The sequence below is a fragment of the Pulveribacter suum genome, from assembly GCF_003013695.1.
GTDB classification, from domain to species: Bacteria; Pseudomonadota; Gammaproteobacteria; order Burkholderiales; family Burkholderiaceae_C; genus Melaminivora; species Melaminivora suum.
Map to the genome: position 1 here is coordinate 1,395,462 of NZ_CP027792.1, position 24,578 is coordinate 1,420,039.

Below are 24,578 nucleotides of genomic sequence, written 5' to 3' on the forward strand. Positions count from 1 at the left end.
AGCCATGTGGCTGCAACAGCTGATCGTGGGGCTGATCGTCATCGCCGCGCTGGCCTACATGGCCTGGCGCTGGCTGCCCGCCGCGCTGCGCCAGCGCCTGGCGCGCGTGCATCCGCGCTTAGGAGCAGGGCCGGGCGGCTGCGGCAGCGGCGGCGGGTGCAGCAGCTGCGGCGGCTGCGGCAAGGCGCGCCGCGAATAGGTGGCGTTGCTATGGAAAGAGGAGCTGCCAGCGCTTGATGGAAGGGCGCTGGAGGCCTTTTTGACGTAAAAATTCTCTACGCCGCCAGCGGCAGCGCGTCCGGCACCGGCACCGGCCACTGCACGGGCGGCAGGTCGTGCGCCGCACGCGCCTGGTCGCAGCGCTCGCTGGCCATCTCGAACTGTCGGCAGGCGCCGGGCCGGGCTTCGTAGATGCTGCAAATCGACTCCTGGCCGCACAGCCCGGTGAGCGCCGCGCAGCGCACGGGACGCGCGGCCGTGCCGTTCATGCGCCAGCGGTTTCCGCTGACCTCGTGGGCCAGCGCGTCCGGTACGCTGCCCCCCATGCTGGCCAGCTCATAGACGGAAAACTCCACGCGATAGTGGTGGCAGCAGGCGCCACAGGTCAGGCACGGATGCACGGTCTCGGACATGGCGAGAGACTCCAGGAAAACACGGAAGCGAAAAAGGGGAGGGCGGCGCGCAGCAAGGCGCGCCGCGGGCCCGGGCAGCGTTTCAGGCGTGTCGGAGCGTGCGGTGCGGCGGATGCACCAGATCGTGCTGGTAGGCGTTCAGGCAGGGCGCGGGGCTGGCTGGCGGCAACACGGCGGACAAGGAGTGAAAGAGATGACGCAGAAATTCAAGGTGGGCGACCACGTGCGCTGGAACTCCGAGGCGGGCCACGTCTCGGGCACCATCACGAAAGTCCACATCCGCGATTTTGACTGGCAAGGCCATACCCACCGCGCCAGCGAGGACGAGCCGCAGTACGAGATCAAGAGCGACAAGACCGACCACGTCGCCGCGCACAAGGGCAGCGCGCTGCACAAGGCGTCATGAGCGCGCCGCCTTTGCCGTTCTTCACCATCGGCCACTCCAACCGCAGCCTGGAGGAATTTTTGCAGCTGCTGGCCCAGGCCGAGGTGCAGCGGGTGGTGGACATTCGCAAGATCCCGCGCTCGCGCACCAATCCGCAGTTCAACGAAGACGCCATGCCCGCGGCGCTGGCCCCGCATGACATCGGCTATGAGCACCTGGCGCGCCTGGGCGGCCTGCGCGGCAAGGTGGACGGCGTGGCGCGCGAGGTCAACGGCTTCTGGGACAACGCCAGCTTTCACCGCTACGCCGACTACGCCCTCACACCCCCGTTCAGCGAGGGCCTGGCCGAGCTGACCGCGCTGGGCAGGCGGGAGCGGGTGGCCTTCATGTGCTCAGAAGCCGTGTGGTGGCGCTGCCACCGCCGCATCGTGGCCGACTGGCTGGTGGCGCGCGGCGAGGCGGTGTTCCACATCATGGCCGCCGGGCGCATCGAGCCCGTGAAAATGACACCGGGGGCGGTGGTGGATGAGGGCGGGGTGGTGCGCTACCCCGCGCTGCCCGAGGACCCGCCAGACAGCTGCTGCTAGCAGGGCCCGCCGCTCCCTCTCCCGCTGGCGGGAGAGGGTTGGGGTGAGGGTGACGGCCGGTGCGGGCGCTGCGCTCGAATTTGCCGCCACCACAGCCCTCTCCCCCGCAGGGGAGAAGGGGCAAGAACCTCAAGTCACCCGGCCGAGCAAAAGGTACTCCATGAGTGCCTTTTGCACATGCATCCGATTCTGGCTGCGCCCAAACCGTCTGCACGCTACGCGCCGACCGGCTGGCTTTTCAAGCCACCCGGCCCAGCAAAAGGTACTCCATGAGTGCCTTTTGCACATGCATCCGGTTTTCTGCCTCGTCCCAGACGACCGATTGCGGGCCGTCGATCACTTCGGCCGTCACTTCCTCGCCGCGGTGGGCGGGCAGGCAGTGCATGAACAGGGCGTCCGGCTGGGCCAGGGCCATCATGTCTTCGTCCACGCACCAGTCGGCAAAGGCGCGGCGGCGCTCTTCGTTTTCGGCCTCGAAGCCCATGCTGGTCCACACGTCGGTGGTGACCAGGTCGGCGCCGCGGCAGGCATCCATCGGGTCGCTGAAAAATTGATAGCTGCCAGCGCTTGTCCCACGCGGCCCAACGGCCAATTTCTCATCGATTTCATAGCCGCGCGGCGTACTCACGTGCACGCGAAAGTCCAGCAGCTCGGCCGCCTGCAGCCAGGTGTTGGCCATGTTGTTGCCGTCGCCCACCCAGGCCACCGTCTTGCCGGCAATGGAGCCGCGCTGCTCGATGAAGGTGAAGATGTCGGCCAGGATCTGGCAGGGGTGGAACTCGTTGGTCAGGCCGTTGATGACCGGCACGCGCGAGTTGGCGGCGAAGGCCTCGATCTTCGTCTGCTCGAAGGTGCGGATCATCACCAGGTCCACCATGCGGCTGATGACCTTGGCCGAGTCCTCGATGGGCTCGGCGCGGCCCAGCTGGCTGCCCTCGGTGGTCAGGTGCACCACGGAGCCGCCCAGCTGGTACATGCCGGCCTCGAAGCTCACGCGGGTGCGGGTGCTGGCTTTTTCGAAGATCATGGCCAGCGTGCGGTCGCTCAAAGGGTGGTATTTCTCGTAGCCCTTGAACTTGGCCTTGATGGCGGCGGCGCGCTCGAACAGGTAGTGGTATTCGCCCGCGCTGAAGTCGCTGAACTGCAGGTAGTGCTTCATGGTGTTCGCGCTCATGCTGCCGCCCCCGCTGCCTCTTCGGCCAGGAAGTCGCGCACCAGCGGCGCCAGCAGCGCCACGATCTCGTCGGCCTCCGCGCGCGTGAGGATGAGCGACGGCACCAGGCGGATCACGCGGTCGGCCGTCACCGAGATCAGCAGGCCCGCATCCGCCGCGCGCTGCACCAGCACGCCGCAGGGCCGGGCCAGCTCCACGCCCAGCATCAGGCCCTGGCCGCGTACTTCCAGCACGCCATCCAGGCCCGTGAAGGCCCGGGCCAGCGCGGCCTTCAGGTGCTCGCCAACCTCCGCGGCGTTGGCCAGCAGGTTGTCTTCTTCCATGATGCGGATGGTCTCGACGCCAGCGCGCATGGCCAGCGGGTTGCCGCCAAACGTCGTGCCGTGGTTGCCCGGCCCGAAGATGCTGGCGGCCTTGGGGCCGGCGACCACGGCGCCGATCGGCACGCCCGAGCCCAGGCCCTTGGCCAGCGGCATCACGTCCGGCAGGATGCCGGCCCACTGGTGCGCGAACCATTGGCCGGTGCGGCCCATGCCGCACTGCACCTCGTCGATCATCATCAGCCAGCCGCGCTCGTCGCACAAGGCGCGCAGTTCGCGCAGGTAGTCCGCGCGCATGGGGTTCACGCCGCCTTCGCCCTGGATGGTTTCGAAGAACACGGCGACCACGTCGGAGTTGCCCTCGGTGGCGGCGCGGATGGCCGCGATGTCGTTCATGGGCACGCGGATGAAACCCTCCACCAGCGGGCCGAAGCCGGCCTGCACCTTGGGGTTGCCCGTGGCCGACAGCGTGGCGATCGAGCGGCCGTGGAAGGCCTTGTCATACACCACGATCTGCGGGCGCTCGATGCCGCGGTCGTGGCCGTACTTGCGCGCCAGCTTCAGCGCCGCCTCGTTGGCCTCCAGGCCCGAGTTGCAGAAGAACACGTTGGTCAGGCCCGAGCGCTCGACCAGCAGGCGCGCGAGCTCTTCCTGCAGCGGCACGTGGTAGTAGTTGGAGGTGTGGATGATCTTGGCGATCTGCTCCTGCAGCGCGGGCACCAGCTTGGGGTGGTTGTGCCCCAGCGTGTTCACGGCGATGCCGCCCAGGGCGTCCAGGTACTGCTTGCCGCGCGCGTCCCACACGCGCACGCCCTGGCCTCGCTCCAGCGCGATCGGCAGGCGGGCGTAGGTGTTCATCACGTGGGGCGAGGCGGCCTGGGCAAATGCGGTCATGCGGGAATCTCCTGGCTGAAGCGGGTATCAACTGCCGGCCCCTGCAGCGTGCGGTGCCGGCGAAAACGAAGGCTGATTCTAGGGGCCGCCCACCGGGTGCGGCGTTGACGATTGCGCATCACAGCCATGCGCGGCCGGGCGGGCGCCCGAGCCCCCAGGGGGCAGTCTTGTATAAGAGTTAGAATGGCGGGCTGCGGCGCACAACGCCTTGCACCCTGTCCCGACCCCCTACCGATGGTTGCTCCCCTTTCTTCTTCCCAGGAAGTCTTCATACAAGGCATCACCCAGCAGGGCAGGACCTTTCGACCCAGTGACTGGGCTGAACGCCTGGCCGGCGTCATGAGCCAGTTCCGTCCGGGGGGCGCGCGGCTCACTCCGGGCGCGCACCTGGGCTATTCGCCCTGGTGCATCCCGACCACGTTGGGCGGGGTCAAGTGCGTGGTGGTGAATGCAGCGCTGCAGCAGCACGAACCCATGGCCTGGGATTTCGTCATGAATTTCGCCCGCGACAACGAGTTGCAGGTTGTCGAGGCCTGCCTGCTGCCCGACGCCAAGGGCTAGGGCCTCCGTTCCTTCCCCTGCCTTTCCTGCGCTGCCTGTCTGGGGCACAGGCACAAAAAAACCGCCCGAAGGCGGTTTTCTCGTTTTTTGCTGGCAGCGCACCCGTTACAAACGGCGGGCGGCGGGCCGCCCGGGCTGTTTGCCTGAAAGCGTCAGGCGGCGGCGGTGGCCAGGGCCTTGACCTTGGCGGACAGGCGGCTCTTGTCGCGAGCGGCCTTGTTCTTGTGGAAGATGCCCTTGTCGGCAATGGTGTCGAGCACGGACTGGGCCTTGGCGAACAACTCGGTCGCCTTGGTCTTGTCGCCGGCCAGCACGGCCTTCTCGACGTTCTTCACCGCGGTGCGGTACTTGGAGCGCAGCGAGGTGTTGGCTGCGTTCAGCTTGACGCCCTGGCGGGCGCGCTTGCGGCCGGAGGCCAGGCGGGGGTTCTTCTTCTTGGGCTTGGCAGATGCCATGATATGTATTCCTTAAGTGTCTGTGGATGTTGCCAGCAAAGCCCGCCATTATAGCGCAGCAGCCTTTTTTGCAGGCGCGCGGCGGCCGCCGCATACACTTCGCCAGGTGTCCCTGTTCAAAGCTGCTTCCACCGTTTCGCTGCTGACCCTGGCTTCGCGCGTGACGGGCCTGGTGCGCGACCTGCTCATGGCGTCCATCTTTGGCGCCACCGCACTGACCGACGCCTTCAACGTCGCCTTCCGCATCCCCAACCTGTTTCGCCGCCTCTTCGCCGAGGGCGCCTTCAGCCAGGCCTTCGTGCCGGTGCTGGCCGGGCACCGGGCGCAGCACGGCGACCAGGCCACGCGCAGCCTGATCGACGCGGTGGCCACGGCGCTGTTCTGGGTGCTGGTGGCCACCTGCCTGCTGGGCATGTGGGGCGCGCCGGTGCTGGTGTGGCTGCTGGCCAGCGGGCTGCGCCAAAGCGGCGAGGGCTTTGACGCAGCGGTGTTCATGACGCGCTGGATGTTTCCCTACATCGGCTTCATGTCGCTGGTGGCACTGTCTGCCGGTGTGCTCAACACCTGGAGGCGCTTCGCCGTGCCCGCCGCCACGCCCGTGCTGCTCAATGTCTCGATGATCGCCGCCGCCTGGGCGGGCGCGCCGCAGCTGGCCGCGCGCGGCATCGAGCCCATCTACGCCATGGTGGGCGGGGTGATGGCCGGCGGCGCGCTGCAGCTGGCCGTGCAGGTGCCGGCGCTGGCCCGCCTGGGGCTGCTGCCGCGCATCGGCGTGACCTGGGGGCGCGTGCGCGCCGCCTGGGCCGACCCGGGCGTGCGCCGCATCCTGGCGCTGATGGCGCCGGCGGTGCTGGGCGTGGGCGTGGCGCAGCTGTCGCTGATGATCAACACGCAGATCGCCTCGTACCTGACGCCGGGCAGCGTCACCTGGCTGTTCTATGCCGACCGGCTGATGGAGTTCCCCACCTCGCTGCTGGGCGTGGCGCTGGGCGTGGTGCTGACCCCCCAGCTGGCCGCCGCGCGCGCCGCGGGCGACAGCGAGCGCTACAGCCTGATGCTGGACTGGGGGCTGCGCATCGTGGTGCTGCTGGCCGTGCCCTGCGCCGTGGGGCTGCTGCTGTTCGGGCTGCCGCTGGTGGCCACGCTGTTTCACCACGGCGCTCTGGGCGCCAACGACGTGCGCCAGATCACCGTGGCGCTGGCCGGCTACGGGGCGGGGCTGCTGGGCCTGGTGGCCATCAAGGTGCTGGCACCGGGCTACTACGCCAGCCAGGACATCCGCACGCCGGTGCGCATTGCCATCGTGGTGCTGATCGCCACGCAGGTCATGAACGTGCTGTTCGTGCCGTGGCTGGCACACGCCGGCCTGGCGCTGTCCATCGGGCTGGGGGCACTGATCAATGCGGGCTGGCTGCTGGCCGGGCTGCTGCACCGCGGCAGCTTCGTGCCGCGCGCGGGCTGGGCGCGGCTGGGCCTGCAGGTGGCAGTCGCCAGCGCACTGCTGGCCGCTTTTTTGTGGTGGGCTGCCGGCCACTTCGACTGGCTGGCGCTGCAGGCGCAGGGCCTGCAGCGCGCCGGGCTGCTGGCGCTGCTGCTGGTGGCCTCGGCGCTGATCTATTTCGGCGCGCTCGCCGCCTCGGGCGTGAAGCTGCGCCAGCTGCTGCGCCGATGACGGACAAACGCCATGCCGCTTGACTATTCCGCCCCCACGCCGCTGCAGTACTTTGCGGCCCTGGTCTCGCTGGAGGACGGCCAGCCCCCGGCCCTGCTCGAAGCGGCGGCCTGCCTGGCGCAGGACGAGCATCCGCAGCTGGATGTACAGCAGGTGCTGGCCGACGTGGATGCGCTGCAGGCCCGCCTGGCCCGGCGCCTGGCGGCCGATGCCGGCGAGCTGCAGCGCCTGCGCTTGCTCAACCATTTCTTTTATGGCGAGCTGGGCTTTGCCGGCAACCCCAACGACTACTACGCGCCCGACAACAGCTATCTGCATGCCGTGCTGCGCACGCGCCGCGGCATTCCCGTCTCGCTGGCCGTGCTGTGGCTGGAGCTGGCCCAGGGCGTGGGCCTGAAGGCCGCCGGGGTGTCCTTCCCCGGGCATTTCCTGGTCAAGGTGCGGGTGCCGGGCGGCCAGGTGGTGCTGGACCCGCTCACCGGCGAGTCGCTGTCGCAGGAGGCGCTGGTCGAGCGCCTGCTGCCCCTGCGCGAGCAGCAGGGCCTGCAGGGCGAGGAGCCGCCGCTGGCGCTGTACTTGCAGCCGGCCTCGGCACGGGACATTTTGGTGCGCATGCTGCGCAACCTGCGCGAGATCCACCGCGCCGGCGGCGACGGCGCGCGGCTGCTGGCCGTGCAGGAGCGCCTGGTGCTGCTGCTGCCTGAAGCCTGGAGCGAGCGGCGCGACCGCGGCCTGGCGCACGCCGAGCTGGGCCATTCGGAGCAGGCCATGCAGGACCTGCAGGCCTATCTGGACAACGCCCGCGGCGCGGCAGACACCGGCGCCGTGGCCGAGCTGGTACGCGCGCTGCGCGGGCGTTAAGCTGAAACAGGGAAGAGGGCGCCCGCTCAGGTCGCCTTGACGGCCAGCACCGGGCAGTCCACGGTCAGCAGGATCTCCTGCGCCATGCTGCCCATCAGCAGCTTGCCCACGGGCGAGCGCTTGCGCAGGCCGATCACCAGCACCGACACCTGCAGCTGGGCCACCATCTCGTCGATTTCGTCAATCGCGCTCTTGCCGCGCACGAACTGCTTGAACTCCGCCTCGATCGGCAGCTTGGCCAGGCGCTCTTCCACGCGCTCGACCTCATAGCCGTTGACGATGCTGGGGTCCTCGCCGCGCCCGCCGGGGCCGGCGTTGACGACCACCAGGCGTTCGTTGCGCCGGGTGGCGATTTCAATGGCCTTGTCCAGCGCGGCTTGGCCTTCGGGGCGGGCAACGTAGGCGACAAGAATGGTCATGCAGAAGTCTCCGGTATCTGTGTACGAGTGAAGGAAAAAGCGGCGGGCGCCCTGCGCCCCGCAGGCAGGATAGCCCAACGGCAGGCCCTTGGCGAGCACGCGCGTGGCGCAGCCGTTACAGGCGGCGCGGTACAGTCGATTGATAGGGAAAACGCCTGTAGGCCGCGCGGGACAAGCGCGAGCAGCTATCCTTACAGGAGCAGCTTCAGACCAGCCGCGCGGCCTGCAGCTCCTTCTTGAGGTAGGCATAGAACAGTGGCGCCGCCACCAGCCCGGCCGGGCCGAACACCGCCTCGGCCACGAACATCACCGACAGCAGCTCCCATACGCCCATGTGCGTGCGCTGGCCCACCACCTTGGCGTTGATCACGTACTCGGCCTTGTGGATCAGGATCAGAAAGCCCAGGCAGGCCACGGCCGCCGCCGGCGACACCGACAGGCCCACCAGCGTGATCACTGCGTTGCACAGCAGGTTGCCCACGATGGGCACCAGCCCGGCCAGGAAAGTGAGCGTGATCAGCGCCGGCGTGTAGGGCAGCCGCAAATCCCACAGCGGCAGCACCGCCAGCAGGAAGATGGCCGTGAGCAGGGTGTTGAACGAGGCGATCCAGAACTGCGCGGCAACGATCTGGCGAAAGGCGTCGCCCATGCGCGCCACGCGCAGCGTCAGCTCCTGCGCCAGCGGGCCGTGGGCCCGGCCGCGCGCGCGCACGGCGGCCAGCGCGCCGATCAGCAGGCCCACGTAGGCATACAGCACGCCGGCAAGCCACACGCGCCCGGCCAGCGCCAGCGTGCCGGCCTTGGCGCCCAGATAGGCGGCAAGCGCGCGCTGGATCTCGGCGGCGCCCTCGGGCAGCTGCGCGGCGATGTCCGGCGGCAGCTTCAGGCGCAGCTCCAGCACCGTGCGGGCCAGAAAGTCCAGCAGCTCGCGGTATTGCGCCGGCGCGGCCAGAAAGTAGCTGCGCGAATGCGACAGCGCCAGCACCAGCAGCAGCAGCGGCGACAGCATGACCAGCGCGGCTGCCAGGCTGCCGGCGTAGCTGCCGCGGCGCATCCAGATCAGCCGCGCCGCCAGCCAGCGCGTGAGCAGGAAGCCCAGGCACACCGTCAGCAGCCCCGGCAGCATGCCGTGCAGCATCACCAGCAGCAGCGTGGCGGCCATCAGCAGGTAGCTAGCGATCTGCACGCCGCGTGAGGGCGGCTTGCGCGGGTGGCTGCCGGCGCTGGCAGAAGGCCGCTCGCGGTAGGCCGGCGGCGTGGGGGTGTCATCCAGCGCCACCAGCCCTCCTGGGGCCGGGTCGCTGGGCGGGCGTGGCCCGTCGGTCATATAGGCGGAAGACGCGCGGTTACGGGGTCAGGCCACGGCCACGGCCGGGCCGTCGCCGCGCTCGGCGATGCGCCCGATGACGTGCACCGTCTCGCCCTGGGCGGCCAGCGCGGCGCGCACGGCGTCGGCCGCCGAAGCGGCCACCACCAGCACCATGCCGATGCCGTTGTTGAAGGTGCGGTTCATCTCGATGTCGTCGATGCCGGCCGTCTGCTGCAGCCAGGCGAACAGCTGGCTTTGCGGCCAGCTGCCGGCCTGCAGGTGCGCGGCCAGTCCCTGGGGCAGCACCCGCGGGATGTTCTCCAGCAGGCCGCCGCCGGTGATGTGGGCCAGCGCCTTGATGCCTGCGCTGCCGTTCTCGCCGTGCGGATGGGCAGCCAGGGCGGCCAGCACGCTTTTGACGTACAGGCGCGTGGGCGCCATGACGGCTTCGCGAAAGGGCTTGCCGTCCAGCGTCTCGGGCAGGCTGCCTGCGGCGCGCTCGATGCACTTGCGCACCAGCGAAAAGCCGTTGGAATGCACGCCGCTGGACGCCAGGCCCAGCACCACGTCGCCGGCCTGCACGGCCGCGCCATTGAGAATCTTGGCCTTTTCGACCACGCCCACGGCAAAGCCGGCCAGGTCGTACTCGCCTTCGGGGTACATGCCCGGCATCTCGGCCGTCTCGCCGCCGATCAGCGCGCAGCCCGACAGCTCGCAGCCGCGGGCAATGCCGCCCACCACGGCGGCTGCCGTGTCCACATCCAGCCTGCCGCAGGCGAAATAGTCCAGAAAGAACAGCGGCTCGGCGCCCTGCACCAGCACGTCGTTCACGCTCATGGCCACCAGGTCGATGCCCACGGTGTCGTGCATGTTCCACTCGAAGGCCAGCTTGAGCTTGGTGCCCACGCCGTCGGTGCCGGAGACCAGCACCGGCTCGGCGTAGCGCTTGGGCACCTCAAACAGTGCGCCAAAGCCGCCGATGCCCGCCATCACGCCTTCGCGCAGCGTCTTCTTGGCCAGCGGCTTGATGCGCTCGACCAGCGCGTCGCCCGCGTCGATGTCAACGCCGGCGTCCTTGTAGGAGATGGGGGTGGAAGTGGTGGTGCTCATGGGGGCAAAAGAGGAAATCCTGCGGGGTGCAGCGGCGCGGCGCGGGCCGCAAACGGCAGATTTTAAGGGGGCTTAAAATCCCCCGGTTACACCTTGCCGCCGGCCACGCCCCGCGTGCCCCCGGGGGCACCGCCGTGCGGCACGGCCCACCGCCCCTGAGCGCGCCATGCACCACCACCTCACACGCACGCACTTGCCCTGCGCGTTTCAATGACGATGAAGCAGCTTGCGCTGGACATTGGCCTGGCCAGTGGCCCGACGCTGGAGAATTTCCATGCCGGCAGCAATGCCCAGGCGCTGCAGCACCTGCGCCTGGCCGTGGGCGAGGCCGGTGCGCCGCGCTCGCCCGTGCCCACCTACCTGTGGGGCGAGGCCGGCACCGGCAAGTCGCACCTGCTGCGCGCGGTGTACGAGGGGCTGCGTGCCCAGGGCGCGCGCGCCGGCTGGCTGGACCCGTCCATGCGCTGGCCCACCGCCTTTGACGACCGCTGGAGCGCCGTGCTGCTGCATGACGTGCACCGCTACAGCGAAGCGCAGCAGGCCGCGGCCTTCAATTGGTTCATCAACGCCATCGACCCGGCCGTGGGCTCGCCGCGCTGGGTGCTCGCCTGCGGCGAGATGCCCCCGGCCGACCTGCCGCTGCGCGACGACCTGCGCACGCGCCTGGCCTGGGGCCACGTGTTTCAGCTGCAGCCGCTGGCCGAGGACGGCCGCCGCGCCGTGCTGCGCCGCCAGGCGCACGAGCGCGGCCTGGTGCTGACGGACGATGTGGTGGATTACATGCTCAGCCACTTCTCGCGCGACCTGGGCAGCCTGTCGCAGCTGCTGGACCGGCTGGACGGCTACGCGCTGCGCACCCAGCGCGCCGTCACCATCCCGCTGCTCAAGACCATGCTGCAGGGCGAGTGAGCCCGCGGCCCGACCTTTGCGTTTTTGCCTTCTTCCATGCCACCTGACACCCCACCGCAGCGCCCGCGCCTGGCCCTGTTCGACCTGGACCACACGCTGCTGCCGCTCGACTCGGACTACGAGTGGGGCGAGTTCACCATCCGCCTAGGCTGGTGCGACCGCACCGAGTTCGGCCGGCGCAACCAGGCCTTCTACGACGACTACGTGGCCGGGCGGCTGGACGTGCACGACTACGTGCGCTTTGCCACCCAGGCCGTGTGCGAGCGCGGCGAGGCCGCCGCCCAGGCCGCGCACGCGCAGTTCATGCGCGAGGTGATCGCCCCGGCCATCCGCGCCGAGGCGCTGGCGCTGCTGCAAAGCCACCGCGATGCCGGCGACGAGGTGGTCATCATCACTGCCACCAACGAGTTCGTGACCCGCCCCATCGCCCAGGCGCTGGGCGTGCAGCACCTGCTGGCCGTCGAGCTGGAGCGCGGCGGCGCACACGGCTGGTACACCGGCGCCATCCGCGGCACGCCCTCCATGCGCGAAGGCAAGGTGCAGCGCATGCAGGAGTGGCTGGCCGCGCGCGGCCAGGGCTGGGCCGACGTGCAGAGCACCTTCTACAGCGACTCCATGAACGACGTGCCCCTGCTGGAGCGCGTGGACCACCCCGTCGCCACCAACCCCGACGCCCGCCTGCGCGCGCTGGCCGCCGAGCGCGGCTGGCGCATCCTGGACCTTTTCGCCCCCACTCCCACACCATGATCAAGACCTTCATCGACAAGCTGCTGGGCAAGAAGGACGGCGCCGCGGGCGCCCGCGCGCCGGCCGCCAAGAACCGCTTCGGCAAGCGCGAGGAAGTGCCCGCCAGCGTGCATGGCATCGACCCGCAGCTGGTGGACCGCCGTGCCTACGACGTGGTGCGCACGCTGCAGGAGGCGGGGCACGAGGCCTACATCGTCGGCGGCGCCGTGCGCGACCTGCTGCTGGGCCTGAAACCCAAGGACTTCGATGTGGCCACCAACGCCACGCCCGAGCAGGTCAAGGCGCTGTTCCGGCGCGCGTTCATCATCGGCAAGCGCTTTCGCATCGTGCACGTGGTGTATGGCCGCGGGCGCGAGAACGAGGTGATCGAGGTCTCCACCTTCCGCGCCTACCTGGACAACACCGCCGCCGAGCAGGTCAAGGGCAACGAGAAGACCAGCAAGGCCCAGCTGGCCGGCATGCAGCACGCCGTGGACGCCAGCGGCCGCGTGCTGCGCGACAACGTCTGGGGCCCGCAGGAGGAAGACGCCGCGCGGCGCGACTTCACCGTCAACGCCATGTACTACGACCCCGAGACGCAGGTCGTGGTGGACTACCACAAGGGCATCCAGGACGCGCAAAAGCGCGTGCTGCGCATGATCGGCGACCCGGCCGCGCGCTACCGCGAAGACCCGGTGCGCATCATCCGCGCCGTGCGCTTCGCGGCCAAGCTCAGCCACCTGGGCTTCGGCCTGGAGCCGCGCACGGCCAAGCCGCTGGTGGCCAGCGAGCACCTGCTGCAGGACGTGCCGCAAAGCCGCCTGTTCGACGAAATGCTCAAGTTGCTGCAGACCGGCCACGCGCTGGCCACCGTCGAGCAGCTGAAGAAGCTGGGTCTGGCGCGCGGCATCTACCCACTGCTGGACGTGGTGGTCGAGCGCGCCGAGGTGCCGCTGGTGCACGCTGCGCTGCAAGACACCGACCGCCGCGTGGCCGAAGGCAAGGCCGTGGCGCCCAGCTTTTTGCTGGCCTGCGTGCTGTGGCAGGACGTGCAAGCCGGCTGGAAGCAGCGCCTGGCGGCGGGCGAGCACGCCTTCCCCGCGCTGCAAGAAGCCATCGACGCCGTGTTCGAGCAGCGCATCGGCGACGTGTCCGGGCGCGGCAAGCTGGCCGCGGACATGCGCGAGATCTGGGTCATGCAGCCGCGCTTTGACCGGCGCACCGGCAACACGCCGTTCGGCATGGTGTCGCACATCCGCTTTCGCGCCGGCTTTGACTTCCTGCGCCTGCGCGCCGAGGTGGAGGAGGTGGGCGACGGGCTGGTGGAGTGGTGGCAGGAGTTCTCCCTCACCGACGACGCGCGCCGCCACGACATGCTGGCCCAGGTGCGCGAGGAAATGCGCCAGCAGCAGCGCAGCCAGCCAAAGAAGGCCGCGCCGCCCGCCCGCCGCGTGCCCGCTGCAGCCCAGGCGGACGGCGAGGGGGAGGGCGACGTGGACGTCGCCGCGCACGAGCAGCACGGCGCCGCCCCGGCCGAGGGCGACGGCCCGGCCAAGAAGCGCCGCCGCCGCCGGCGCAAGAGTGCCGGCAGCGGCGAAGGCGGCAGCGGCGAAGGCGGCAGCGGCGAAGGCGCCGCCGAGTGAGCTGCGCCGGCGTGCAGGCCTGGATCGGCCTGGGGGCCAATCTGGGCGATGCACGCGCCGCGCTGCGCCACGCCCTGCAGCGCATGGCCGGGCTGCCCGGCACGCGCGTGCTGCAGGTCTCGTCGCTGTACCGCAGCGCGCCCGTGGGTGCCGACGGGCCGGATTATCTGAACGCCGTGGCCAGCGTGCAGACCACGCTGCCAGCGCCGCAGCTGTTGCAGGCGCTGCAGCAGATCGAGCTGGAGGCCGGCCGCCAGCGCCCCTATCTGAACGCCCCGCGCACGCTGGACCTGGACGTGCTGCTGTACGGCGACGAGCGCCACGGCACGCCGCTGCTCACCGTGCCCCACCCGCGCATGGCCGAGCGCGCTTTCGTGCTGCTGCCGCTGGCCGAGCTGGCGCCGGAAAAAACAACGGCCGCCCAGTTGGCGGCCGTATCGCACCAGCGCATCGAACGCGTGGCACATGCGTCGGAGTGGCTGCAAGACAAGCCTTGAAGTACTCCTGAAATCATAGCTGTCAGCGCTTGCTCCGGCCCACTTTGCAGGTCAAACGATCCGCAAAGCCGCGCCAGCCAAGCGCCAGCAGCTATGGTTTTTATCAGTCCACCTTGGCGCCGGAGGCCTTCACGACCTGCTGGTACTTGGCGCGCTCGGCGGCCATGAAGGCGTCGAACTGCTCGGGCGTGCTGGACACGGGCTCGGCCAGCAGCGCCTCGAAGCGGGTTTTGGTCTCCGGTGCCTTCAGCGCGTCCACGAAGGCCTTGTTCAGCTTGGCCAGCACCGGCTTGGGGGTGCCCGCAGGGGCCACCAGGCCCCACCACGTGTCGATGGCAAAGCCGGCGTAGGTGTTGGACAGCGGCGGCACGCCGGGCAGCATCGGGCTTTCCTTCTCGGACGTCACGGCCAGCGCCTTGAGCTTGCCCGAGCGGATGTTGGGCGCCGCAGCCGCCAGGTTGTCGATGTTGAAGTCCACCTCGCCGGCCAGCAGCGCCAGCTGCGCCGGGCTGGCGCCGCGGTAGGGGATGTGCAGGGCGTAGATGCCGGCCTTTTGCTTGAACATCTCGCCGGCCAGGTGGCCCGCGCTGCCGTTGCCGCCGCTGCCGTAGTTCAACTTGGCGGGGTTGGCCTTGGCATAGGCCACCAGGTCAGCCACGGTGTTGATCTTCAGCTGCTGGGCGCGGGCGGCGTTCACCACCAGCACGTTGGGCACGCGCACCATCTGCGTGATGCCGGCGAAGTCCTTGGCCGCGTCGTAGGGCATGCGGCTGTACAGCCAGGGGTTCACGGCATGCGTGGCCGTGGCGGCCAGGCCGATGGTCAGCCCGTCCGGTGCGGCCTTGGCCACCACGTCGGCACCGATATTGCCGCCGGCGCCGGCCTTGTTGTCGATCACGACCACGCCCAGCGTGTCGCGCACGCGCTCGGCCAGGGCGCGGGCCGTCACGTCCAGCGGGCCGCCGGGCGCGTAGGGCACCACCAGCCGGATGGGGCTGGAGGACTGGGCATGCAGGGCGGGCGAGGCAGCGGCCGCGGCGGCTGCGATCGAGAGAAGAAAGAGGTTTCTGCGGTTCATAGGGCGCGTATTGTGCAAAAAGTTGCAACGGCATGCTGACGCAGGGGTGCCAGGTTCGCAGCAGCGTCCTACATCGCCGGGCCGGGAGCGCCGCACGATGGGCGGCTCGACGGTTTCCCTTCACACGTCTTCCTCCACCCCAAGGACACCCCATGGCCCACGACGCTCCCGCCGCCCTCGCCGAGTCGCGCTACGCCGACTGCATTGACGCCTGCAACGCCTGCGCAGCCGCCTGCGACTTCTGTAGCGCCGCCTGCCTGCGCGAACCCGATCCCGCGCACATGGCACGCTGCATCCAGCTGGACATGGACTGCGCCGCCGCCTGCCGCCTGGCGGCCGCCGCCATGGCGCGCGAGAGCAGCCACGTGGGCTACATCTGCGAGCTGTGCGCACGCATCTGCGAGGCCTGCGCGCAGGAGTGCAAGTCGCACCCGATGCAGCACTGCCAGGACTGCGCCCAGGCCTGCGAGCGCTGCGCGCGCCTGTGCCGCGAGATGGCGGCGGCCTGATGCGGTTGCCGCACCCGCGCCTCAGGCGCCGTGCTTGTCCGCCTCGGACGTGAACGCGTCGGCGTAGAACTCCTCGGGCGGCAGGCCGCGCTGGGCGCTGTAGCTGCTGCGCGCCGCGTCCACCACCACCGGCGCGCCGCAGGCATAGACCTGGTGGCCCGACAGGTCGGCAAAGTCGTCCAGCACCGCCTGGTGCACGAAGCCGGTGCGGCCCGTCCAACCGTCCTCGGGCAGCGCGTCCGAGACCACGGGCACGTAGCTGAGCTGCGGCAGCTCGGCCAGGCGTTCGCGCACCCAGGCGTCCATGTACAAGTCGCGCGGGCGGCGCCCGCCCCAGTACAGAACGGCCGGGCGCGTCAGGCCCTTGTGCTGCAGGTGCTCGATGAGCGCCTTGATGGGCGCAAAGCCCGTGCCCGAGGCGACGAAGACCATGGGCTTGTCCGAGTCCTCGCGCAGGAAGAAGCTGCCAAACGGCCCTTCCACGCGCAGGATCTCCTTTTCCTTCATGGCGCCGAAGACATGGTCGGTGAAGCGCCCGCCGGCCATGTGGCGGATGTGCAGCTCCACCGCCGGCGCGCCGGCCTGCTGCGTGTGCGGCGCGCAGGCCATGGAGTACGCGCGGCGCGCGCCGTCCTTGAGGATGAACTCGATGTACTGCCCTGCGTGGTAGCGGAAGGTGTCGGCCGCCGGCAGTTGCAGGCGCAGCTGCATCACGTCGTGCGCCAGTGGGTGGAGCGCCGCCACGCGCACCGGCAACTTGCGGATGGGGTAGCTGCTCTCGTCGGTCACCTGGCGTGACTCGATCACCACGTCCGTCTGCGCCTGGGCGCAGCAGGTGAGGATGAAGCCGGCGGCCTCTTCCGCATCGCTCAGGGCCTTTTGCTGGTGCGCACCGTGCGTCACGGAGCCGCTGAGCTTCTTGCACTTGCACGAGCCGCAGGCGCCGTCCTTGCAGCCATAGGGCAGGCCCACGCCGCTGGAGATGGCCGCCGACAAGATGCTCTGGCCCGCGGGCGCGGCAAAACTGCGGCCGCTGGGCTGCACGGTGATCTGGAAGGCGGATTCGTCGGCGGTCGTCGTCATGGCTGGTCGCTATCCTTGGTCTTGTTCACTCGAAAGCCTTCAATTTTGCCCTCCAACCTCAATCCCCTGGGCGCGCTGCCGGCGCGCTTTCGCCGTCAGCGCGTGCTGATCGTGGGCTGCGGCGACGTGGGCCTGCGCGTGGCGCGGGCCCTGGACGCAGCAGCCGGGCGGCGCCGGGTGCTGGCGCTGACTTCCAGCCCCGAGCGCACCGGCGCGCTGCGCGCTGCCGGCATCACGCCCCTGCTGGGCGACCTGGACCGGCCTGCCACGCTGGCACGGCTGGCCGGCCTGGCCACGCGCGTGGTGCACCTGGCGCCCCCGCCGGGCAGCGCCACGCCGGCCTGGCTGGACCCGCGCAGCACCGCCCTGGCGCGGGCGCTGCGCCGGCGCACGCTGCCGCAGGCGCTGGTGTATGCCTCCACCAGCGGGGTGTATGGCGACTGCGCCGGGCAGTGGGTGGCCGAAACCCGCCCGCTGCGCCCGGCCACGGCGCGCGCCCGGCGCCGCGTGAACGCCGAGCGGGCCATGCGCCACCTGGGCCGCGCGGGCGTGCGCGTGTCCATCCTGCGCGTGCCCGGCATCTACGCCAACGACCGCGAGGGCGGCACGCCGCGCGAGCGGTTGCTGCGCGGCGCGCCCGTGCTGTGCGCACGCGACGACGTGTACACCAACCACATCCACGCCGACGACCTGGCGCGCGCCTGCGTGGCGGCGCTGTGGCGCGGGGCGGCGCAGCGTGCCTACCACGCCAGCGACGCCAGCGAGCTGAAGATGGGCGACTACTTCGACCTGGCGGCCGACCTGTATGGCCTGCCGCGCCCGCCGCGCGTGACGCGCGAGCAGGCCGGGCAGCTGCTGGGGCCGCTGCAGCTGAGCTTCATGTCGGAGTCGCGCCGGCTGCGGGGCGATCGGCTGGCGCGTGAGCTGCGCCTGCGCCTGCGCTACCCCACGGTGCGCGACGGGCTGGCGCCCTAGCGCTCAGCGCGGGTAGATGTTGCCCTGCCGGTCGTAGCAGCGAAACACGTTGCACTGCGTGATCTCGCGCGGCGGCGCAACGGGCGGGTGGACAGGCGGCGGGCGGTGCGGCCTGGCGGGCACGATCACCACGGGCGAGGGGTAGTAGGCGGGCGCGGCGGCCTGGGCGCGGCTGCGCTCGCTGTCGGCGCGGGCAAACTCGGCGGGCGTCAGGCAGGCCAGGTCGGCCTGGCGGCGCGCGGCATCCAGGCGTTGCTGCTCGTCGTACATGCCGCGGCCGCTGGCGGCCAGCTCCTGCTGCAGGTGCTGGCGCGCCTGCAGGCAGGCGGCGCTGCTGGCCGGGTCGGGGGCAGCAGCGGTGCGCGGGGCAGGAGCAGCCGGGGGCGGGCGCAGCAGGGCTTCGTGCTGCTGGCGCTCGTGCTTGCGCGCCAGGGCCTCGGCGGCCTGCTCGCGTTCTTGCTCCCGCTCCTCGGCTGTCTTTCTGCCCTCGACCTCGCGCGCCGCCTCGCCGCGGCGGCATTCGCCGTCGGTGTAGGTGGTCTTGCCGGTGGCCGGGTCGGTGCAGCGCACGACCTGGGCGGCGGCGGGGCCGGCCAGGCAGGCGGCCATGGCCAGCAAAAGGGCGCAGGACTTGATGGTCATGGCGGGGCGGCGAGTGTCAGGGCGTTAGCGCGGCCACTGCTGGCGGCGCACGGCGTCGTCGCGCAGCGCGTCTTCCAGGCTGCGGCCGGAGCGGTGGTCGCGCGGCGGGCGGTGGGCCTGCTCGCGATCGGCCTCGCGCCGGCGTTCGGCTTCGCGCCGCTGGGCCTCGCGCTGGCGCTCGATGTCGCGCTGCTGGGCATCGCGGCGGCGGTCCATGTCGCGCCGCTCGGCCTCGCGCTGGCGCTCCCAGTCGCGGCGCTCGCGCTCGTTGCGCTGCAGTTCGCGCTGGCGATCACGCTCGCGCGACTCGCGCCACTGGTGCTCGCGCCAGGCCTCGGCGCGCCAGCCGGGCGGCGGGGCGGTGTAGATCACGCCGGGCTGCTCGTACACCGTCACGGCGGAGGTGGTGGGGTAGTAGGCGGGGCCGCCGTAGCCGCCGCTGTAGCCGGCGTCGTAGTAGGGATCGCCAGGAATCGCCACGCAGCCGGTGGCCAGCACGGCGGCGCCCAGCGCCAGGCCCAGGCGGGCGATGTTTTTCTGTAGGAATTGCTGCATGGGGGTACTCCTGGGGCCAACGAGGCCCTCTCTGGCAGACGCGCCGCCGGCCATTTTGGTTGACCGCCGGCAGCCGGCTTCGTCAGTCTTTGCCGTGACTTCACGATTGTCGGCAAATGTGTCTGAGGCGGTGCTGCGCAGTGATTGCTATGGAAAAAAGAGCTGCCAGCGCTTGCTGCAAGCGGGTTCCAGCCAAAAAATGCATAAGAACCCGCCTGCAGCAAGCGCTGGCAGCTACTTGTTTGATAGCGCCCGTGGCGGGCGCGGCGCTCAGTTGGCGAACGCGGCGATGCCCGTCTGCGCCCGGCCCAGAATCAGCGCGTGCACGTCGTGCGTGCCCTCGTAGGTGTTGACCACCTCCAGGTTGACCAGGTGGCGCGCCACGCCGAACTCGTCGCTGATGCCGTTGCCGCCCATCATGTCGCGTGCCAGGCGGGCAATGTCCAGCGCCTTGCCGCAGTTGTTGCGCTTGATGAGCGAGGTGGCCTCGATCACGTTGTGGCCCTCGTCCTTGATGCGGCCCACGCGCAGCGCGGCCTGCAGTCCCAGGGCGATCTCGGTCTGCATGTCGGCCAGCTTCTTTTGCACCAGCTGGTTGGCGGCCAGCGGCCGGCCGAACTGCTGGCGGTCCAGCGTGTACTGGCGCGCGGTATGCCAGCAGAACTCGGCCGCGCCCATGGCGCCCCAGGCGATGCCGAAGCGAGCGCTGTTCAGGCAGGTGAAAGGGCCTTTCAAGCCCTGCACCTCGGGGAAGGCGTTGTCCTCGGGCACGAACACATCGTCCATGACGATCTCGCCGGTGATGGAGGCGCGCAGCCCCACCTTGCCGTGGATCGCCGGGGCCGACAGGCCCTGCATGCCCTTGTCCAGGATGAAGCCGCGGATGGGGCCGACGCTGCCGCCCTCGCTCACCTCCTTGGCCCAGACGACGAACACGTCGGCCACGGGGCTGTTGGTGATCCACATCTTGGCGCCCGAGAGCCGGTAGCCGCCATCGACCTTGCGCGCGCGGGTGGCCATGCTGCCGGGGTCGGATCCATGGTCGGGCTCGGTCAGGCCGAAGCAGCCGATGAACTCGCCGCTGGCCAGCTTGGGCAGGTACTTTTGCTTCTGCGCTTCGGTGCCGAACTCGTTGATCGGCACCATGACCAGCGAAGACTGCACGCTGGCCATGGAGCGGTAGCCCGAGTCCACGCGCTCGATCTCGCGCGCCACCAGCCCGTAGCTGACGTAGTTCAGCCCGGCGCCGCCGTACTCGGGGGAAATGGTCGGGCCCAACAGGCCCAGCTCGCCCATCTCGCGGAAGATGGTCAAGTCGGTCTTTTCATGGCGGAACATGTCCAGCACGCGCGGCGCCAGGCGGTCCTGGCAATAGGCGGCGGCGGCGTCGCGGATGGCGCGCTCGTCCTCGGTGAGTTGCTGGTCGAACTGCAGGGGGTCATCCCACTGGAAGCGCATGGTCATGGTCGAAGTCCTGGGTAGAAGGCAGACAGGAGAGGGAAGGGCGTACGCCACGGCGCACGCCTGTACCCGCCATCGTAGAGGCCGCGGCCAACGCCGGCAAACCATTTGCGCTCACCCATATATGAGCGGTTTGCATATCTGGGGGTGCGCCTTCCTACAATCGCAGCCTTGCTCACAGAGAGTGTTCAATGCCACCACCGCTGCCTTCCACCCAGGCGCTGGCCTGTTTCGAGGCCGCGGCGCGCCACCAGAGCTACACCCGCGCGGCGCAGGAGCTCGCGCTCACGCAGGGCGCCGTGTCGCGCCAGATCGGTGCGCTGGAGTCGCTGTTGGGCGTAGTGCTGTTTCACCGCACGCGCCATGGCGTGGCGCTGACCGAGTCGGGCCAGCAGTACGCACGCCAGGTCGCGCGCTGGCTCCTGGCCTTGCGCCAGGGCACGCTGGACGTGATGGCGCAGTCCGGCGCAGGGGCCAGCATCTGTCTCGCGGCGGTGCCGACGTTCGCCACACGCTGGCTTGTGCCCCGCCTGCCGCTGCTGGCCCGCGAGCACCCCGACATCACTGTGCACATCGACGTGCGCACGCGCCCCTTCCTGTTCGCCGAAACCGCCTACGACGCCGCGCTGCTGGCCGCAACGCCCGGGCAGATAGTGCAGTGGCCGGGGGTGCAGGCGCAGTGGCTGCTGCACGAGGACATCGTCCCCGTGTGCAGCCCGGCGTTGCTGGCACGCGCAGCGCGGCGCGGGCCCGGTCGCGCCTGGCAGCCCGTCTCTGCGCAGGCCGTGGCGCAGCTGCCGCTGCTGCAGCAGAGCACGCGCCCGCAAGGCTGGCAGGAGTGGTTCGAGGCGGCCGGCGTGCCGGCGGCGCATGCATTGCAGGGGCCGCGCTACGAGCTGTTTTCGATGCTCGCGGCAGCGGCCAGCCAGGGCCTGGGGGTGGCGCTCATCCCGCCGCTGCTCATCGAGGAGGAGCTTGCGCGGGGCGCGTTGGTGATCGCGTGCGCGCGGCCGCTGCGCCAGGCGCGCGGCTACTACCTGGTGTGGCCCGAGCCTGCACCGCACGGCGCGCTGGCGCGGTTCGCGCAGTGGCTGGCGCACACGGCAGCCGCTGGCACCCCGGCCCCGGCCTGAAGCGCGCCGGCGTGCGGGCGGCTCATCGAGCCGCTGCGCCAGCAACGCCCCGGCAGTCGCTGCGCCACTGCGCCACCAGCGCGGGCAGGCCGGAGAGCTCGCGCAATGCGGTGACCCCTTCCAGCGGCCGCCGGTAGAGGGCCAGGCACCCGCCGCCCACCCACAGTGCCACATCGCCGGGCAGGCGTTCGCGCAGTTCCCGCATGCCGGACAGCACCTGCGTGCCTGCCGCCGCGTTGGTGAAGCTGAGCGCCACCACATCCGCGCGGTGGGCACGGGCGGCCTGCACGATGTCGCCTGCAGGCGTCTGCGTGCCCAGCGATATGCAGCTGCATCCTTCCAGCGCCAGCACTGCCTCGACCATCAGCAGGCCCAGCCCATGCAGCTCTTGCGGCAGCGTTGTCAGCAGCACGCGGGGCCCAGCGGAACCGGCGGGCGGGGGAAGCGTGGCGATCGCCTGGCGCAACACGCCGGTGACGACCTCGGTGAACAGGTGTTCTTCGAAGATCTCGAAACGGCCCTGGGCCCAGGCGTCGCCCACGGCATGCGCCAGGGGCGCCACCAGAGCGCCGACAAAAGCCGCCAGGCCCATGCGCGCCTGTGCCTGGCCAAGAGCGTGGCGCAGCGCCTGCGGGTCGTGCGAGGCGATGGTGTCCAGCAAAGCGCCGATGGCCGGGCAGGGGGGCGTGGTCAGCTGAGATGTCCTGGACAAACTTAGTAACGGCCGGGCCGGCGTCGGGCGGGAAAGCAGGGCGTCCAAGGCGCTTTCTTCCAGCTGCACCACCTTGCCGGGGCGAAGGCCGGCGTCCAGCAGCCGGCGGATCAGCTTGAGCCGCCTGACCTGCTCAGTCGGGTAGCGCCGGTCACCGCTGCCGTCGCGCAGAGGTGCGGGAAAGCCGTAGCGCTTCTCCCACACACGCAACACGTCCTTGCCCAGCCCCGTTTCCCGCTCCACTTCGGCAATGGGCAGGGTGGCTGCGGCCGGGTTGCCCAGCAGTGCGCTCATGGATGCGTCCTTCGGCGGCGGCACGCGCCCGTGGAGGGAATGGCAAGGGGATGGATGGAAGCAATCATGGCAAGATGTTTTTAAAATTGTCTAGGACAAAATGGGATGTGTCCACTACATTACGTTACCGTTTGTGCCGCGTTCCTCGTTCCCTGTTGCACGGTGTCCATCGCGTATAGGAGCGCCGTCGCCGTGTCACCCTTCCCACCGAAGAAACCAACATGCATTTTTTCCTTCGCCTGCCCGTCGCCGCCCGTCTGTACACGGCGTTCGGCCTGATTCTGGCTCTGCTGTTCGTGGTCACCGGTGTCGCGGTGGTCAAAGTCGAACGGATCGACCGGGCGCTGCGCGCCAACAACGACATCCACGTGCAGGTGCAGCGGTATGCCATCAACTTCCGCGGCTCGGCGCATGACCGCTCGATCGCGGTGCGTGACGTGGTGCTGGCCGGCACCGCAGCCGAGCGCGAGCGCGAGATTGCCACGGTGGCCACGCTGGCAGCGTTCTATGCCAATTCCGCGGCGCCGCTGGAGAAACTCATCACCCGGCCCGGCGCGGACCCGGCCCTGGGGCAGATGTACGCGGCCATCCGCGCCATCGAGGCGCGGGCGGTCGCCAGCACCAATGCCGTGATCGCCCAGGTGCGCGCGGGCGATGCGGCCGCCACAGCGACGCTGTGGGGCCAGGCCAAGCCGCAGTACGAACAGTGGCTGGCGGCCATCAACAAGCTGATCGACTTCAAGGAAGCGCGCATCCAGCAGGTCAACCAGCAGGCCGCACAGGAAGCGGGCAGCTTTCTCAAGGTGATGTTCGGCGCCCTGGCGGTGGCGCTGGTGCTCAGCGCGCTGCTGGCCTGGCGCGTGTCGCGCGGCATCGTGCGCCAGCTGGGCGCCGAGCCGCTGGAGTTGGCAGCCGTGGCGCGCGAGGTGGCGGCAGGCAACCTGCACCCGCTGGCGCGTGCCGGGCGCGCTGCGCCCGACAGCGTGCTGGCCTCGCTGGGTGCCATGCAGGCCAGCCTGTCGCAGGTGGTGCGCCAGGTGCGCCAGGCCGCGGACGCCGTTGCATCGGATGCGCAGGACATTGCCTGCGGCAACAGCGGCCTGCTGGCGCGCACCGAGTCGCAGGCCGCCGACCTGCAGCAGGCCACCGCCTCGATGGAGGAGATGACCGCTTCGCTGCGGCACAACGCCGAATCGGCCCAGCAGGCGGCGCGGCGCGCGGCCTCGGCCAGTGGCGCGGCGCACAGCGGCGGCGCAGTGGTCGCGCAGGTGGCGCGCACCATGGACGAGATCACCGCCAGCAGCCAGCAGATCGCCGACATCACCGGTGTGATCGATGCCATCGCGTTCCAGACCAACATCCTGGCGCTGAACGCCGCCGTCGAGGCGGCGCGGGCAGGCGAGGCGGGGCGCGGTTTTGCCGTGGTGGCCAGCGAGGTGCGGGCACTGGCGCAGCGCAGCGCCGAGGCGGCTCGCCAGATCAAGGCACTGATCGGCTCGAGCGCCACGCGCATCGAGCAGGGCGCGGCGCTGGTGCAGCAGGCACGTAGCACCATGGACGACATCGTGGCGCAGGCCCAGGGCGTGGCCGACCTGATCGCGCAGATCAGCGCCGCCACGGCCGAGCAGACCGAGGGCATCGCCCAGGTGGGCCAGGCCGTGGCGCAGCTGGACCAGTCCACCCAGCAAAATGCTGCACTGGTGGAGCAAAGTGCGGCCGCGGCGCAGGCCTTGCAGCAGCAGGCGGGCGCGCTGGAGTCGCAGGTACGCCTGTTTCGCCTGGAGCAGGACGAGCCCGTGCCGGCGCGCGCATCGCTGGCGTCGTCCTCGCTGCTCGCGCCCGCCCTGCGGCCGCAGGGCGCGCTGCGAGGCGCCTTTTTGAATGCTCCTGAAAAAGTAGCTGCTTGCGCTTGATACACATGGGCTGGAGGCCTTTTTGACTCAAACAATAGACGCCCCGTGGCGCTGTATCTGCCGGTCCTC

The 24,578-nt window shown here is 70.2% G+C and carries 27 protein-coding genes; 14 read left to right on the forward strand and 13 right to left on the reverse strand.

The window, feature by feature from the left end:
* Window positions 1-4 precede the first annotated feature (4 nt).
* A complete protein-coding gene (locus tag C7H73_RS06390; RefSeq protein WP_106845891.1) occupies window positions 5-199 on the forward strand; it encodes a hypothetical protein in 195 nt (64 codons plus the stop codon).
* A 76-nt stretch (window positions 200-275) separates the two neighbouring features.
* On the opposite strand, the gene C7H73_RS06395 is transcribed toward C7H73_RS06390, so the two are convergent.
* Entirely contained in the window at window positions 276-632 is a 357-nt protein-coding gene (locus tag C7H73_RS06395; protein ID WP_106845892.1) for a YkgJ family cysteine cluster protein, read from the reverse strand.
* Between the two features lie 193 nt (window positions 633-825).
* Here C7H73_RS06395 and C7H73_RS06400 point away from each other — a divergent pair, with 193 nt between their 5' ends.
* Both C7H73_RS06400 and C7H73_RS06405 read left to right on the forward strand, forming a co-directional pair.
* Window positions 826-1,038, forward strand: a complete 213-nt coding sequence (locus tag C7H73_RS06400; protein WP_106845893.1) for a hypervirulence associated TUDOR domain-containing protein — start codon at window positions 826-828, stop codon at window positions 1,036-1,038.
* Window positions 1,035-1,604, forward strand: a complete 570-nt coding sequence (locus C7H73_RS06405) for a DUF488 domain-containing protein (protein ID WP_106845894.1) — start codon at window positions 1,035-1,037, stop codon at window positions 1,602-1,604. Before C7H73_RS06400 ends, C7H73_RS06405 begins: the two co-directional genes overlap by 4 nt.
* Before the next feature lie 238 nt (window positions 1,605-1,842).
* Here the strand turns inward: C7H73_RS06405 and argF are convergent, their stop codons facing one another.
* Together argF and C7H73_RS06415 are read right to left on the reverse strand one after the other, a co-directional pair.
* Window positions 1,843-2,763: an ornithine carbamoyltransferase gene (gene argF / locus C7H73_RS06410; RefSeq protein WP_106847559.1), complete on the reverse strand. Its 921-nt coding sequence runs from the start codon at window positions 2,761-2,763 to the stop codon at window positions 1,843-1,845.
* 11 nt (window positions 2,764-2,774) lie between these two features.
* Entirely contained in the window at window positions 2,775-3,992 is a 1,218-nt protein-coding gene (locus tag C7H73_RS06415) for an aspartate aminotransferase family protein (RefSeq protein WP_106845895.1), read from the reverse strand.
* A gap of 234 nt (window positions 3,993-4,226) precedes the next feature.
* Here C7H73_RS06415 and C7H73_RS06420 point away from each other — a divergent pair, with 234 nt between their 5' ends.
* Window positions 4,227-4,553, forward strand: coding sequence for a DUF3579 domain-containing protein (locus C7H73_RS06420; protein ID WP_106845896.1), 327 nt, complete (start codon window positions 4,227-4,229; stop codon window positions 4,551-4,553).
* A 152-nt stretch (window positions 4,554-4,705) separates the two neighbouring features.
* Here C7H73_RS06420 and rpsT read toward each other — a convergent pair whose 3' ends face one another.
* A complete protein-coding gene (gene rpsT, locus C7H73_RS06425; protein WP_106845897.1) occupies window positions 4,706-5,008 on the reverse strand; it encodes a 30S ribosomal protein S20 in 303 nt (100 codons plus the stop codon).
* 106 nt (window positions 5,009-5,114) lie between these two features.
* Between rpsT and murJ the strand changes: the two genes are divergently transcribed.
* Together murJ and C7H73_RS06435 are read left to right on the forward strand one after the other, a co-directional pair.
* Window positions 5,115-6,680 (forward strand): murein biosynthesis integral membrane protein MurJ, encoded by a 1,566-nt coding sequence (gene murJ, locus C7H73_RS06430; RefSeq protein ID WP_106845898.1) that lies wholly within the window; start codon window positions 5,115-5,117, stop codon window positions 6,678-6,680.
* Window positions 6,681-6,692: 12 nt separating this feature from the next.
* A complete protein-coding gene (locus tag C7H73_RS06435; RefSeq protein ID WP_106845899.1) occupies window positions 6,693-7,541 on the forward strand; it encodes a SirB1 family protein in 849 nt (282 codons plus the stop codon).
* A gap of 26 nt (window positions 7,542-7,567) precedes the next feature.
* Here C7H73_RS06435 and C7H73_RS06440 read toward each other — a convergent pair whose 3' ends face one another.
* From C7H73_RS06440 to purM, 3 genes are all read right to left on the reverse strand, one after another.
* Complete coding sequence (locus C7H73_RS06440) at window positions 7,568-7,960, reverse strand: universal stress protein (RefSeq protein ID WP_106845900.1); 393 nt, start codon at window positions 7,958-7,960, stop codon at window positions 7,568-7,570.
* Window positions 7,961-8,165: 205 nt separating this feature from the next.
* Window positions 8,166-9,287 (reverse strand): AI-2E family transporter, encoded by a 1,122-nt coding sequence (locus C7H73_RS06445; RefSeq protein WP_106845901.1) that lies wholly within the window; start codon window positions 9,285-9,287, stop codon window positions 8,166-8,168.
* Window positions 9,288-9,314: 27 nt separating this feature from the next.
* The gene (purM, locus tag C7H73_RS06450) at window positions 9,315-10,397 is read right to left on the reverse strand and encodes a phosphoribosylformylglycinamidine cyclo-ligase (RefSeq protein ID WP_106845902.1); all 1,083 of its coding nucleotides are present in this window, start codon (window positions 10,395-10,397) and stop codon (window positions 9,315-9,317) included.
* Between the two features lie 198 nt (window positions 10,398-10,595).
* Between purM and hda the strand changes: the two genes are divergently transcribed.
* The 4 genes from hda to folK are packed head-to-tail and all read left to right on the forward strand — an operon-like array spanning window position 10,596 to window position 14,154.
* On the forward strand, window positions 10,596-11,288 hold the full coding sequence (hda, locus tag C7H73_RS06455) for a DnaA regulatory inactivator Hda (RefSeq protein ID WP_106845903.1): 693 nt from the start codon (window positions 10,596-10,598) through the stop codon (window positions 11,286-11,288).
* Between the two features lie 36 nt (window positions 11,289-11,324).
* Entirely contained in the window at window positions 11,325-12,035 is a 711-nt protein-coding gene (locus C7H73_RS06460; protein ID WP_106845904.1) for a histidinol-phosphatase, read from the forward strand.
* Window positions 12,032-13,657, forward strand: coding sequence for a polynucleotide adenylyltransferase PcnB (pcnB, locus tag C7H73_RS06465; RefSeq protein WP_106845905.1), 1,626 nt, complete (start codon window positions 12,032-12,034; stop codon window positions 13,655-13,657). The genes C7H73_RS06460 and pcnB overlap by 4 nt, the downstream gene beginning before the upstream one ends.
* Window positions 13,654-14,154 carry a 2-amino-4-hydroxy-6-hydroxymethyldihydropteridine diphosphokinase gene (gene folK / locus C7H73_RS06470; RefSeq protein WP_106845906.1) on the forward strand — a complete coding sequence of 167 codons (501 nt, stop codon included), beginning with the start codon at window positions 13,654-13,656 and terminating at the stop codon, window positions 14,152-14,154. The genes pcnB and folK overlap by 4 nt, the downstream gene beginning before the upstream one ends.
* 103 nt (window positions 14,155-14,257) lie before the next feature.
* On the opposite strand, the gene C7H73_RS06475 is transcribed toward folK, so the two are convergent.
* Window positions 14,258-15,232 carry a Bug family tripartite tricarboxylate transporter substrate binding protein gene (locus C7H73_RS06475; protein ID WP_106845907.1) on the reverse strand — a complete coding sequence of 325 codons (975 nt, stop codon included), beginning with the start codon at window positions 15,230-15,232 and terminating at the stop codon, window positions 14,258-14,260.
* 152 nt (window positions 15,233-15,384) lie between these two features.
* Between C7H73_RS06475 and C7H73_RS06480 the strand changes: the two genes are divergently transcribed.
* The gene (locus C7H73_RS06480) at window positions 15,385-15,741 is read left to right on the forward strand and encodes a four-helix bundle copper-binding protein (RefSeq protein WP_106845908.1); all 357 of its coding nucleotides are present in this window, start codon (window positions 15,385-15,387) and stop codon (window positions 15,739-15,741) included.
* 21 nt (window positions 15,742-15,762) lie between these two features.
* On the opposite strand, the gene C7H73_RS06485 is transcribed toward C7H73_RS06480, so the two are convergent.
* Window positions 15,763-16,824, reverse strand: coding sequence for a CDP-6-deoxy-delta-3,4-glucoseen reductase (locus tag C7H73_RS06485; protein WP_106845909.1), 1,062 nt, complete (start codon window positions 16,822-16,824; stop codon window positions 15,763-15,765).
* 45 nt (window positions 16,825-16,869) lie between these two features.
* Here C7H73_RS06485 and C7H73_RS06490 point away from each other — a divergent pair, with 45 nt between their 5' ends.
* Window positions 16,870-17,799: an NAD-dependent epimerase/dehydratase family protein gene (locus C7H73_RS06490; RefSeq protein WP_106845910.1), complete on the forward strand. Its 930-nt coding sequence runs from the start codon at window positions 16,870-16,872 to the stop codon at window positions 17,797-17,799.
* A 3-nt stretch (window positions 17,800-17,802) separates the two neighbouring features.
* Here the strand turns inward: C7H73_RS06490 and C7H73_RS06495 are convergent, their stop codons facing one another.
* From C7H73_RS06495 to C7H73_RS06505, 3 genes are all read right to left on the reverse strand, one after another.
* A complete protein-coding gene (locus C7H73_RS06495; protein ID WP_106845911.1) occupies window positions 17,803-18,441 on the reverse strand; it encodes a DUF4124 domain-containing protein in 639 nt (212 codons plus the stop codon).
* Window positions 18,442-18,465: 24 nt separating this feature from the next.
* Window positions 18,466-18,996, reverse strand: a complete 531-nt coding sequence (locus tag C7H73_RS06500) for a hypothetical protein (protein ID WP_106845912.1) — start codon at window positions 18,994-18,996, stop codon at window positions 18,466-18,468.
* A gap of 270 nt (window positions 18,997-19,266) precedes the next feature.
* Window positions 19,267-20,460: an acyl-CoA dehydrogenase gene (locus tag C7H73_RS06505; RefSeq protein ID WP_106845913.1), complete on the reverse strand. Its 1,194-nt coding sequence runs from the start codon at window positions 20,458-20,460 to the stop codon at window positions 19,267-19,269.
* Window positions 20,461-20,648: 188 nt separating this feature from the next.
* On the opposite strand from C7H73_RS06505, the gene C7H73_RS06510 reads away from it, so the two are divergent.
* Window positions 20,649-21,590, forward strand: a complete 942-nt coding sequence (locus C7H73_RS06510; protein ID WP_106845914.1) for a LysR family transcriptional regulator — start codon at window positions 20,649-20,651, stop codon at window positions 21,588-21,590.
* A 22-nt stretch (window positions 21,591-21,612) separates the two neighbouring features.
* On the opposite strand, the gene C7H73_RS06515 is transcribed toward C7H73_RS06510, so the two are convergent.
* Window positions 21,613-22,596 carry a MerR family transcriptional regulator gene (locus C7H73_RS06515; RefSeq protein WP_106845915.1) on the reverse strand — a complete coding sequence of 328 codons (984 nt, stop codon included), beginning with the start codon at window positions 22,594-22,596 and terminating at the stop codon, window positions 21,613-21,615.
* A 221-nt stretch (window positions 22,597-22,817) separates the two neighbouring features.
* Between C7H73_RS06515 and C7H73_RS06520 the strand changes: the two genes are divergently transcribed.
* Entirely contained in the window at window positions 22,818-24,509 is a 1,692-nt protein-coding gene (locus C7H73_RS06520; protein ID WP_106845916.1) for a methyl-accepting chemotaxis protein, read from the forward strand.
* The last annotated feature ends 69 nt before the right edge of the window (window positions 24,510-24,578 follow it).

Bases quoted from the DNA above. Each gene is read 5' to 3' on its own strand.
- C7H73_RS06390 (WP_106845891.1), top strand. From the start codon at position 5: ATGTGGCTGCAACAGCTGATCGTGGGGCTGATCGTCATCGCCGCGCTG.
- C7H73_RS06395 (WP_106845892.1), bottom strand. From the start codon at position 632: ATGTCCGAGACCGTGCATCCGTGCCTGACCTGTGGCGCCTGCTGCCAC.
- C7H73_RS06400 (WP_106845893.1), top strand. From the start codon at position 826: ATGACGCAGAAATTCAAGGTGGGCGACCACGTGCGCTGGAACTCCGAG.
- C7H73_RS06405 (WP_106845894.1), top strand. From the start codon at position 1,035: ATGAGCGCGCCGCCTTTGCCGTTCTTCACCATCGGCCACTCCAACCGC.
- argF (WP_106847559.1), bottom strand. From the start codon at position 2,763: ATGAAGCACTACCTGCAGTTCAGCGACTTCAGCGCGGGCGAATACCAC.
- C7H73_RS06415 (WP_106845895.1), bottom strand. From the start codon at position 3,992: ATGACCGCATTTGCCCAGGCCGCCTCGCCCCACGTGATGAACACCTAC.
- C7H73_RS06420 (WP_106845896.1), top strand. From the start codon at position 4,227: ATGGTTGCTCCCCTTTCTTCTTCCCAGGAAGTCTTCATACAAGGCATC.
- rpsT (WP_106845897.1), bottom strand. From the start codon at position 5,008: ATGGCATCTGCCAAGCCCAAGAAGAAGAACCCCCGCCTGGCCTCCGGC.
- C7H73_RS06435 (WP_106845899.1), top strand. From the start codon at position 6,693: ATGCCGCTTGACTATTCCGCCCCCACGCCGCTGCAGTACTTTGCGGCC.
- C7H73_RS06440 (WP_106845900.1), bottom strand. From the start codon at position 7,960: ATGACCATTCTTGTCGCCTACGTTGCCCGCCCCGAAGGCCAAGCCGCG.
- C7H73_RS06445 (WP_106845901.1), bottom strand. From the start codon at position 9,287: ATGACCGACGGGCCACGCCCGCCCAGCGACCCGGCCCCAGGAGGGCTG.
- hda (WP_106845903.1), top strand. From the start codon at position 10,596: ATGAAGCAGCTTGCGCTGGACATTGGCCTGGCCAGTGGCCCGACGCTG.
- C7H73_RS06460 (WP_106845904.1), top strand. From the start codon at position 11,325: ATGCCACCTGACACCCCACCGCAGCGCCCGCGCCTGGCCCTGTTCGAC.
- pcnB (WP_106845905.1), top strand. From the start codon at position 12,032: ATGATCAAGACCTTCATCGACAAGCTGCTGGGCAAGAAGGACGGCGCC.
- C7H73_RS06475 (WP_106845907.1), bottom strand. From the start codon at position 15,232: ATGAACCGCAGAAACCTCTTTCTTCTCTCGATCGCAGCCGCCGCGGCC.
- C7H73_RS06480 (WP_106845908.1), top strand. From the start codon at position 15,385: ATGGCCCACGACGCTCCCGCCGCCCTCGCCGAGTCGCGCTACGCCGAC.
- C7H73_RS06485 (WP_106845909.1), bottom strand. From the start codon at position 16,824: ATGACGACGACCGCCGACGAATCCGCCTTCCAGATCACCGTGCAGCCC.
- C7H73_RS06495 (WP_106845911.1), bottom strand. From the start codon at position 18,441: ATGACCATCAAGTCCTGCGCCCTTTTGCTGGCCATGGCCGCCTGCCTG.
- C7H73_RS06500 (WP_106845912.1), bottom strand. From the start codon at position 18,996: ATGCAGCAATTCCTACAGAAAAACATCGCCCGCCTGGGCCTGGCGCTG.
- C7H73_RS06505 (WP_106845913.1), bottom strand. From the start codon at position 20,460: ATGACCATGCGCTTCCAGTGGGATGACCCCCTGCAGTTCGACCAGCAA.
- C7H73_RS06510 (WP_106845914.1), top strand. From the start codon at position 20,649: ATGCCACCACCGCTGCCTTCCACCCAGGCGCTGGCCTGTTTCGAGGCC.
- C7H73_RS06515 (WP_106845915.1), bottom strand. From the start codon at position 22,596: ATGAGCGCACTGCTGGGCAACCCGGCCGCAGCCACCCTGCCCATTGCC.
- C7H73_RS06520 (WP_106845916.1), top strand. From the start codon at position 22,818: ATGCATTTTTTCCTTCGCCTGCCCGTCGCCGCCCGTCTGTACACGGCG.